Raw genomic sequence first — 10,371 nt, 5'->3', positions numbered from 1 at the left:
CACAGTTGATTGCTGCTGTTCACGAATATTGTGTTCACAGAAATCCATTGTGGGAGCGAGCCTGCTCGCGATGAGGCCAGCAGCTACACCGCCAAATCAGGCCTCAGGCCAGAACGCCCGAATCCCCGCCACACCCTGGGCACCCGCCGCCCAGGCTTTCTGAACCTCTGCCGGGCCGACGCCGCCCAACAGAAACACCGGTTTGCTGAACCCCTCGATCAGGGTCGAAGCCTGCTCCCAGCCCAACGGCTGAGCATCAGGATGGGTCAGGGTCGGCTGCACCGGGGACAGGGTCACGAAATCCACGCCCATCTCTTCAGCCAGCGCCAGTTCCTCGGCGTTATGGCACGAAGCGGCCAGCCAACGCGACGCAGGCAATGGTCGACCCGCAGCCGCGTACTTGCGCAACTGCGCCGAAGTGATGTGCCAGCCTGCGGAGGGAAAATCTCCCAACCACTCGAACGGCCCCTTGATCATCAGTTGCGCCTTGCCGGCACACAGTCCGGCGGCATCGACCGCCAGATCACGGTATTTCGGGTCGTAACCGTTCGGTGCGCGCAACTGGATCAGCTTGATTCCGCCCGCGATGGCCTTTTGAATCCCGCGCAGCAGGGCCGGGGTTTCGAGGTCTTCCGGGGTGATCAGGTACTGCTCGGGCAAGCGAGCGGCCGCGACGATCGGGCGGTTCGCCTCAGGGAATTCGTAACCCGATAGCTCACGCGCGGTCACCCAGGCCAATGGCTGGCCTTCGGCACCGTGGGGCTCGCCGGTAAAGGCCGAGACTTCCCAGACATCCAGTAACACCTGCTTGTCCGGGTAATCGTGACGAACCTTGATCAGCGGGCGTGCCGCGCTGACCACGATGCCCAGCTCTTCCTGCAGCTCACGGGACAGTGCGGTTTCCACCGATTCATCGGCCTCGACCTTGCCACCGGGAAATTCCCACAGCCCGCCCTGGTGCTGGGTGTCGGCGCGCCGGGCGATGAGGATTTTGCCGCTGCCGTCACGGATGACGGCTGCTGCTACGTGTACGCGTTTCACCGCTCGATCTCCGCAAGTCCGGCCTTCTGCCAGGCCTTGAAGGCTGGCCATTGGTAAATGGTTTCAACATAGGCTTCGTCCACCGCCGACAGCTTGACCTGATAGGTACGCAGGCGCACGGCGATCGGTGCGAAAAACACGTCAGCCAACGAGATGCGACCGAACAGGTATGGGCCGGTCTCGGCTGCGGCGGCGCGGCATTCGGCCCACAGGGCGGACATGCGCTCGACGTCCGCCGTCACTTCCGCCGGAACCGGCGCTAGGGGCGCGTCATGGCTTAGGTCGAACGGCATGTTACCGCGCATGCCGAAGAAGCCGCTGTGCATCTGCGCACAGGCCGAACGCGCCTGGGCGCGGGCCGCGGTGTCTGTTGGCCACAGTTTTTTGTCGGGGAATTGCTCTGCCAGGTATTCGGCAATCGCCAGGGAGTCGGCGATGGTGCCGTGCCCGGTCTTCAACAGCGGGACCTTGCCGGTCGGCGAATGCTTGAGCAGGCGCTCGCGGGTGTCGGGCTGATTGAGTTTGATCAGTTCTTCGGTGTAGGCAGCGCCAGCCAGATCAAGGGCCAGGGCGCCGCGCAGGGACCAGGAGGAAAACAGTTTGTCGCCGATGATCAGGTGCAGGGACATGTTCGGGACCTTTTGATAAGAGGTACAGACCAGAACTTCAAGTGTCTGGCCTGACGTCTTCGCGAGCAAGCCCGCTCCCACATTCGATCGCATTTCTACTGAAGAAACTCGGTCAACTGTGGGAGCGGGCTTGCTCGCGAAGGGAGCGACTCGGTATCAAGTCAATCAGGTACGGTACTCGGCGTTGATCTTCACATACTCGTGCGACAGGTCGGTCGTCCAGATGGTTTCGCTGCAATCGCCGCGACCCAGTTCGATACGGATGGTGATTTCTTCCTGCTGCATCACCGCCGCGCCCTGGGCTTCGGTGTAGGTGGCAGCGCGGGCGCCACGGCTGGCGATGCACACTTCACCGAGGAACACGTCGATCTTGCTCACGTCCAGGTTCGGTACGCCGGCACGGCCAACGGCAGCCAGGATGCGACCCCAGTTCGGATCGGAGGCGAACAGTGCGGTCTTGATCAGCGGCGAGTGAGCCACGGTGTAGCCGACGTCCAGGCATTCCTGGTGATTGCCGCCGCCATTGACTTCAACGGTCACGAACTTGGTCGCGCCTTCACCGTCGCGAACGATGGCCTGGGCCACGTCCATGCACACTTCGAACACCGCCTGCTTGAGCTTGGCGAACAGTTCGCCTTCGGCACGGGTGATTTCCGGCAGTGCGGCCTGACCGGTGGCGATCAGCATGCAGCAGTCGTTGGTCGAGGTGTCGCCGTCGATGGTGATGCGGTTGAACGACTTGTTGGCGCCGTCGAGCATCAGGTTCTGCAGCACATCACGGGAGACTTTGGCGTCGGTGGCGATGTAGCCGAGCATGGTGGCCATGTTCGGACGAATCATGCCCGCGCCCTTGCTGATGCCGGTCACGGTGACGGTCACGCCATCGTGCTGGAACTGGCGGCTCGCGCCCTTTGGCAGGGTATCGGTGGTCATGATGCCGGTGGCGGCGGCTTCCCAGTTGTTGACCGACAGGTCGTCGAGGGCGGCTTGCAACGCGCCTTCGATCTTCTCGACCGGCAGCGGCTCGCCGATCACGCCGGTGGAGTACGGCAGCACCTGGCTGGCATCGACGCCAGTCAGCTCGGCCAGCCTGGCGCAGGTGCGCTCGGCGGCGGCCAGGCCCGGCTCACCGGTACCGGCGTTGGCATTGCCGGTGTTGGTCAGCAGGTAACGCACCGGGCCTTGCACGCGTTGCTTGGCCAGGATCACCGGAGCTGCGCAGAAAGCGTTCAGGGTGAACACGCCTGCGACGGTCGAGCCTTCGACACAGCGCATGACCACGACATCCTTGCGCCCCGGGCGCTTGATGCCGGCCGATGCGATACCGAGTTCAAAACCGGCAACCGGGTGCAACGTTGGCAAAGGACCAAGACCAACAGCCATGAATGCGCTCCTCACTAGATGATGTCTGCACCGCTCGGCGGGAGCGGTGGTTTAAATGGCAAAACGCCGCGACGGCAGGAGCCGGTCGCGGCGCGGGTATTTCAAGGTATCAAACGGGTTTTACTGGATCTGCCCGTGGCAATGCTTGAACTTCTTGCCCGAACCGCAGTAGCACAGTTCGTTGCGGCCCAGCTTCTGCTCATTGCGAACCGGTGCGGCGGCGAGGGCGACATCGACCTCTTCACCAAGCAGTTCCGGTTGCTCAAGACCAGGAGCTTCGTCGTGCTGGAACTGCATGCGCGCCGCCAGGGCTTCGGCTTCCTGACGCAGACGGGCTTGTTCCTCGGCCGGATCTTCGCGGCGTACCTGAACGTGGGACAGCACGCGGATCGAGTCGCGCTTTATCGAATCCAGCAGTTCGGAGAACAGTGTGAACGACTCGCGCTTGTACTCCTGCTTCGGGTTCTTCTGGGCATAACCACGCAGGTGGATACCGTGACGCAGGTGGTCCATGGTCGACAGGTGGTCTTTCCACAGGTCGTCCAGAACACGCAAAACGATTTGCTTCTCGAAGGTGCGCAGCGCTTCGGCGCCGGCCTGGTCTTCTTTCTCGTTGTACGCGGCCATCAGTTCCTGCATCAGCTTCTCGCGCAGGGTTTCCTCGTACAGGTGATCGTCCTCGTCGAGCCACTGCTGGATCGGCAGCGCCACACCGAAGTCGCTTTGAATGGTGGCTTCCAGACCCGCCACGTCCCACTGCTCAGGCAGCGATTGCGGCGGAATGTGCGCGCTGACGGTGGCGTTGAGTACGTCCTGACGGAAGTCGGCGATGGTTTCACCGATGTTGTCAGCAGCCAGCAACGTGTTACGCATGTGATAGATCACTTTACGCTGTTCGTTGTTGACGTCGTCGAACTCGAGCAATTGCTTACGGATGTCGAAGTTACGACCTTCAACCTTGCGCTGAGCCTTTTCGATGGCGTTGGTCACCATGCGGTGCTCGATCGCTTCACCAGGCTGCATGCCCAGGGCCTTCATGAAGTTCTTCACCCGGTCAGAGGCGAAGATGCGCATCAGGCTGTCTTCCAGGGACAGGTAAAAGCGGCTGGAACCGGCGTCACCCTGACGACCGGCACGACCACGAAGCTGGTTGTCGATACGGCGCGATTCGTGACGCTCGGAGGCGATCACCTGCAAACCGCCCGATTCGAGCACTTGCTGGTGACGCTTCTGCCAGTCGGCCTTGATCTGTGCGATCTGCTCTGGAGTCGGGTTTTCCAGGGAGGCCACTTCCACTTCCCAGTTACCACCCAACAGGATGTCGGTACCACGACCGGCCATGTTGGTAGCGATGGTCAGTGCGCCTGGACGACCGGCCTGGGCGATGATCTCGGCTTCCTTTTCGTGGAACTTGGCGTTGAGAACCTTGTGCTCGATGCCTTCCTTCACCAGAAGGCTGGACATGTGCTCGGAGGTTTCAATGGTGGCAGTACCCACCAGCACCGGACGGCCGGCGGCCATGCTTTCCTTGATGTCGTTGACGATCGCCGCGTATTTCTCGTCGGCGGTCAGGAACACCAGGTCGTTGTAGTCTTTACGGGCCAGGGGCTTGTTGGTCGGAATGACCAGCACCGGCAGGCCGTAGATCTGATGGAATTCGAACGCTTCGGTGTCGGCCGTACCGGTCATGCCGGACAGCTTGTCGTACAGACGGAAGTAGTTCTGGAAGGTGGTCGAAGCCAGGGTCTGGCTTTCGGCCTGGATGTTCAGGTGTTCCTTGGCTTCGATGGCCTGGTGCAGGCCTTCGGACAGGCGACGGCCCGGCATGGTACGGCCGGTGTGTTCGTCGACCAGGACGACCTGGCCTTCCTGCACGATGTATTCGACGTTGCGGTGGAACAGCTTGTGCGCGCGCAGACCGGCGTAGACGTGAGTCAGCAGGCTCAGGTTGTGCGCCGAGTACAGGCTTTCGCCGTCAGCCAGCAGACCCAGACGGTTCAGCGCCTCTTCGACGAACTGGTGACCGGCTTCGTTGAGTTCGACCTGACGGGTCTTCTCGTCGACGGTGTAGTGGCCGGCCTTGGTGACTTCGCCTTCCACTTCTTCGACGTGCAGTTCCAGCTGCGGGATCAGTTTGTTGATCTCCATGTACAGCTTGGAGCTGTCCTCGGCCTGACCGGAGATGATCAGCGGAGTACGGGCTTCGTCGATGAGGATGGAGTCGACTTCGTCGATCACGGCGAAATTGAGTTCGCGCTGGAATTTTTCTTCCATGCTGAACGCCATGTTGTCGCGCAGGTAATCGAAACCGAATTCGTTGTTGGTGCCATAGGTGATGTCGGCGGCGTAGGCAGCGCGCTTTTCCTCAGGCGGCTGGAACGGCGTGACCACGCCGACGGTCAGGCCGAGGAATTCGTAGAGCGGACGCATCCAGTTGGCGTCACGGCGGGCCAGGTAGTCGTTCACGGTCACAACGTGCACGCCCTTGCCGGACAACGCGTTGAGGTAAACGCCCAGGGTACCCACCAGGGTTTTGCCTTCACCGGTACGCATTTCGGCGATCTTGCCTTCATGCAAGGTCATGCCACCGATCAGCTGGACATCGAAGTGACGCATACCCATGACGCGCTTGCCGGCTTCACGGGCAACCGCAAAGGCTTCTGGCAGCAGCTTGTCGAGGGTTTCCCCTTTGGCGATGCGGGCCTTGAACTCTTCCGTCTTGGCACGCAATTGATCGTCCGAAAGGGCCACCATTTGCTCTTCGAAGGCATTGACGACTTGTACCGTCTTGAGCATGCGTTTGACTTCACGCTCGTTCTTGCTTCCAAAAAGTTTCTTTAACAAAGGCGCAAACATATCGGCAGGATCTTCCACACTAAAGGGATGGAGGGCGGCCCCGTGAGCGTCGCCCGTGCAGCCCTCATGGCCGCATGCGAACGAGCATTCTACCCGGAAACGATGGTGAGGAAAGTGGCGTTATTCCACGATGCTGGCTCAGCGCTTTGACGGGGCTCACTTAAAATAGGGGCAAATGGGTCAACTTCAAGCCATGAATGGAAGAAGTTATCTGTTGATTTAATGGGGAAAGCGCGCGCAAAGCAATGGGTCGGGCGAATCTGCTGCTTTCTGCTACCATGGCGGCTCTGTTACTTCAGGTGTCTGATCATGGCATTTCGCCCTCTCACGGCCAGAGCACCCGCCGTCCTGCTACGCGAAGCCAAACCGCTCAAAGCCATGCTCGGCCATGCCCAACGCCTGAGTCATCTGCAAAGACTGCTCGACAGCCAACTGCAACCCGCCGCCCGCGAACACTGCCATGTGGCCTCGTGGCGCGATGGCAATCTTTTGTTGATCGTCACTGATGGCCACTGGGCCACCCGCCTGCGCTACCAGCAAAAACGCCTGCAACGGCAGTTGCAGATGTTCGATGAGTTTTCCAGCCTCATGCGAATTCTGTTCAAGGTCCAGCCGCCCACCGTTCATCGCGGGGCTGCGGGGCATACCGTTGATTTGTCCGTGGATGCGGCGGCGACCATTCAGGCGACGGCCGATGGCATCAATGATCCGAAGCTGCGGGCGGCGCTGGAGCGGTTGGCGGCGCATGCCAGGCCGAAGGCCTGAATCCTGTCCAGACAATACCTGTAGCAGCGAGGCTTGCCTGCGAAGCTTTTAGGGCCCTCGAGAGCCTCTTCGCGGGCAAGCCTCGCTCCTACAAGGTGGGTGGGGTTAGCGGCGTTTGCTGCCGCCTAGCAATGATCCCATCAAGCCCCGCACCAACTGCCGGCCCAATTGATTCGCCGCCTGGCGCATCGCCGATTTTAGCGCCTGCCCCGCCGCCGTACCGAGGAATTCTCCGGCCTGCTCGGTGAAGCTTGGCTCCTGCTTCGCCGGCTTTTCAGGCTCGGCCTCCGGCGCCAGCCCCTTGCGCCCCATCAGCACTTCATAGGCCGATTCGCGGTCGATCGGTTTGTCATAACGTCCCTGGAACGGCGATCCCGCGATCAGCATCGTGCGCTCGGTATCGCTCAGCGGACCGATCCTTGACTGCGGCGGCGCTACCAGCACCCGCTGGACTATCTCCGGCGTGCCCTTTTCCTGCAAGGTGCCCACCAGCGCTTCACCAATCCCCAACTCGGTCAGTACCGCCAAGGCATCGAACGCCGGGTTCGGCCGGAAGCCGTCCGCCACCGCCCGCAGGGATTTCTGTTCCTTGGCGGTGAAGGCGCGCAATCCATGCTGGATGCGCAAGCCAAGCTGGGCGAGTACATCGTCCGGCAAGTCACCCGGCGACTGAGTGACGAAATACACCCCCACGCCTTTCGAGCGAATCAACCGCACCACCTGTTCCAGACGATCCTGCAAAGCCTTGGGCGTGCCGGTGAACAGTAGATGCGCCTCATCGAAAAACAGCGCCAGCAGCGGTTTGTCCGCATCGCCGCGCTCTGGCAGCTGCTCGAACAATTCAGCCAACAGCCACAACAGGAAGGTCGCGTAGACCTTCGGCGCCTCGTGCACCAGACGACTGGCATCGAGCAGGTGGATGCGCCCTCTCCCGTCGGCGGCCGGTTGCAGGATGTCCTCCAGTTGCAGCGCCGGCTCGCCGAACAGGGCCTCGGCGCCCTGCTGCTCCAGAGTCGCCAGGCGCCGCAACAGGGCCTGACTGGAACCGGTGGTCATCAGCGCCGCGTCGTCCCCCAGCAGTTCCGGATGATCCTTTAGATGATTGAGCAGCGCCTTCAGGTCCTTCAGATCCAGCAGCAACAGGCCTTCGCGATCGGCGACCTTGAACGCGGCATACAAAGCAGATTGTTGGCTGTCGGTGAGTTCCAGCAGGCTGCCCAGCAGCAACGGCCCCATCTCGCTCAATGTCGTGCGCAAGGGATGACCTGACTTGCCGTGGATATCCCAAAGCGTTACCGGATATGGCGCCGGTTTGTGATTCAGCCAGGGCATCCCGGCGATGCGCTCGGCGACCTTGCCCTGTGGATTACCCGCGGCCCCCAGACCGCACAAGTCTCCCTTGATATCGGCTGCAAACACCGCCACGCCTGCATCGCTGAAGGCTTCGGCCAGTCGTTGCAAGGTGACCGTCTTGCCGGTGCCGGTCGCACCGGCGATCAAACCGTGACGATTGGCCAGGCGCATGGCCTGGGAAATCGGCTGCCCCGAAGGATCGGCACCGATAACGAGTTGCGCTGAATCGTGCATTTTGCCCACCTTGATTAATCTTTGATCGATCGCGGCCGATATCCATGATTGAACAGTGTTGGTCTTGCGCTAAGGCGACGGCGCAAACACCGACCTGATTCAACGCCGCCCACGGCGTTCCTTTAATAAAGCACGCCGAGGGCATTAAGACCTTATTGGAAAACCCAAGCCATGAATAAAAATATGCGCTTCAGCCATAAGATCCTGCTTGCCGCCGCCCTCATCGTCACTCTCGCCTTCACCGCATTCACGTTGTACAACGACTCGATGCAACGTAATGCGATCCGCAACAACCTCGATAATTACCTTCAGGAAATGGGCAGTGTAACTGCCAACAACATCCAGACCTGGCTGAACGGTCGCAGCCTGCTGGTTGAAAACCTCGCACAAAACATCGCACTCAACCCGACGTTTGCAAACATCACCGATCTGTTTGAACAGAAGGCGATGACCACGGCTTTTGTCGCCGTGTTCATGGGCAACAGCGATGGTTTTTTCACCATCCGCCCGGACGCGAACATGCCGGAAGGCTTCGATCCCCGTAAACGGGACTGGTACAAAAGCGCCCAGACCACCAGCGGATCGGTGCTGACCGAGCCTTACATCGACATTTCCACCGGCAAGCTGGTGATTTCCATCGTCCAGAGCGTGTTCGATGAGACCCGGCACATCGGCGTGGTCGGTGGCGACCTGAGCCTACAGATGATCATCGACAGCCTCAACGCGCTGGATTTCGGCGGCATGGGTCATGCCTTCCTGGTCAGCGCCGACGGCAAGATCCTGGTGCACCCGGACAAGGATCTGGTCACCAAGTCCCTGGCCGAGGCGTACCCGAAAAACACCCCGAGGGTCAGCAGCGACTTCAGTGAAACCGAGGTCGATGGCAAAACCCAGATCGTCACATTCAGCCCAATCGATGGGCTGTCTTCGGTGAACTGGTACATCGGACTGTCGGTGGACAAGGACAAGGCCTTCTCGAAGCTCAGCGAATTTCGCGCGTCGGCGGTGGTGGCCACGGTCATCGCCGCCGGGATCATCATTGCCTTGCTGGGCCTGTTGATCCGCATCCTGATCCAGCCGCTGCAAGTCATGACCCGGGCCATGGAAGACATCGCCAACGGTGAAGGCGACCTGACCAAGCGCCTGACGATCCAGAACAACGACGAATTCGGCCTGCTGGGCAAAGCATTCAACCGGTTCGTCGAGCGTATTCATGGATCGATTCGCGAAGTGTCTTCCGCCACCGCGCACGTCAACGAGGTCGCGCTGCGGGTGGTCGCCGCTTCCAACTCGTCGATGGACAATTGCGACCAGCAAGCCTCGCGCACCAGTAGTGTCGTTGCCGCCATCAATGAACTCGGCGCCGCGGCCCAGGAAATTGCGCACAACGCCGCGCAAGCCTCGACCCAGGCCAGCGATGCCCGCAACCTGGCCGAGGATGGTCAACAGGTGGTGCAGCGCAGCATTGCCGCGATGGATCAGCTGTCGAACCTGCTCGACGCCTCGAGTACCCACATTGAAGCGCTCAACAGCAAGACCGTGAACATCGGGCAAATTCTCGACGTGATCACCAGCATCTCCGAGCAAACCAATCTGCTGGCGCTCAACGCTGCCATTGAAGCGGCACGGGCTGGTGAAGCCGGGCGCGGGTTTGCCGTGGTCGCCGATGAAGTGCGCAACCTGGCGCACCGCACCCAGGAATCGGCGCGGCAGGTGCAGAGCATGATCGAGGAGTTGCAGGTCGGCGCCCGGGAATCGGTCAGCACCATGAACGACAGCCAGCGCCACAGCCAGGACAGCGTGGAAATCGCCAACCTGGCCGGCGAACGCTTGGGCAGCGTGACCCGGCGTATCGGCGAGATCGACGGGATGAACCAGTCCGTGGCCACCGCGACCGAGGAACAGACGGCGGTGGTGGAGTCGATCAATGTCGACATCACCGAAATCAATACGCTGAACCAGGAAGGGGTGGAGAATCTGCAATCGACACTGCGGGCGTGTGCCGAACTTGAGCAGCAGGCGGTGCGGTTGAAGCAGTTGGTCGATAGCTTCCGTATCTAGCGCCTGAACCGGCCTCTTCGCGGGCAAGCCTCGCTCCTACAGGATCACC

Annotated in this window: 7 protein-coding genes and 1 pseudogene; 3 read left to right on the top strand and 5 right to left on the bottom strand. The window is 60.9% G+C overall.

From position 1 onward, the window contains the following. Positions 1-96: 96 nt before the first annotated feature. The 4 genes from ACW9JE_RS24645 to secA all read right to left on the bottom strand — a co-directional run bounded on the left by ACW9JE_RS24645 (position 97) and on the right by secA (position 5,909). Positions 97-1,041: a Nudix family hydrolase gene (locus ACW9JE_RS24645; RefSeq protein WP_457434214.1), complete on the bottom strand. Its 945-nt coding sequence runs from the start codon at positions 1,039-1,041 to the stop codon at positions 97-99. Further along, positions 1,038-1,670, bottom strand: a complete 633-nt coding sequence (locus ACW9JE_RS24640; protein WP_457434213.1) for a glutathione S-transferase family protein — start codon at positions 1,668-1,670, stop codon at positions 1,038-1,040. Before ACW9JE_RS24640 ends, ACW9JE_RS24645 begins: the two co-directional genes overlap by 4 nt. A gap of 165 nt (positions 1,671-1,835) precedes the next feature. Then, positions 1,836-3,053 (bottom strand): bifunctional glutamate N-acetyltransferase/amino-acid acetyltransferase ArgJ, encoded by a 1,218-nt coding sequence (argJ, locus tag ACW9JE_RS24635; RefSeq protein WP_457434212.1) that lies wholly within the window; start codon positions 3,051-3,053, stop codon positions 1,836-1,838. A 120-nt stretch (positions 3,054-3,173) separates the two neighbouring features. Continuing rightward, positions 3,174-5,909 carry a preprotein translocase subunit SecA gene (gene secA / locus ACW9JE_RS24630; RefSeq protein ID WP_457434211.1) on the bottom strand — a complete coding sequence of 912 codons (2,736 nt, stop codon included), beginning with the start codon at positions 5,907-5,909 and terminating at the stop codon, positions 3,174-3,176. A 309-nt stretch (positions 5,910-6,218) separates the two neighbouring features. Here secA and ACW9JE_RS24625 point away from each other — a divergent pair, with 309 nt between their 5' ends. Then, positions 6,219-6,674 (top strand): DUF721 domain-containing protein, encoded by a 456-nt coding sequence (locus tag ACW9JE_RS24625; protein ID WP_457434210.1) that lies wholly within the window; start codon positions 6,219-6,221, stop codon positions 6,672-6,674. 105 nt (positions 6,675-6,779) lie between these two features. Here the strand turns inward: ACW9JE_RS24625 and ACW9JE_RS24620 are convergent, their stop codons facing one another. Continuing rightward, complete coding sequence (locus tag ACW9JE_RS24620) at positions 6,780-8,261, bottom strand: helicase HerA-like domain-containing protein (protein ID WP_457434209.1); 1,482 nt, start codon at positions 8,259-8,261, stop codon at positions 6,780-6,782. A gap of 171 nt (positions 8,262-8,432) precedes the next feature. Here ACW9JE_RS24620 and ACW9JE_RS24615 point away from each other — a divergent pair. After that, a pseudogene (locus ACW9JE_RS24615) lies at positions 8,433-9,464 on the top strand (HAMP domain-containing protein); the annotation flags it as partial. A 93-nt stretch (positions 9,465-9,557) separates the two neighbouring features. Then, positions 9,558-10,322, top strand: coding sequence for a methyl-accepting chemotaxis protein (locus tag ACW9JE_RS24610; protein WP_457434215.1), 765 nt, complete (start codon positions 9,558-9,560; stop codon positions 10,320-10,322). The last annotated feature ends 49 nt before the right edge of the window (positions 10,323-10,371 follow it).

The sequence above is a fragment of the Pseudomonas sp. SDO55104_S430 genome (assembly GCF_054070595.1).
Note: the sequence above shows the minus strand (reverse complement) of the source record. Positions and strands in the feature narration are given on the sequence as shown.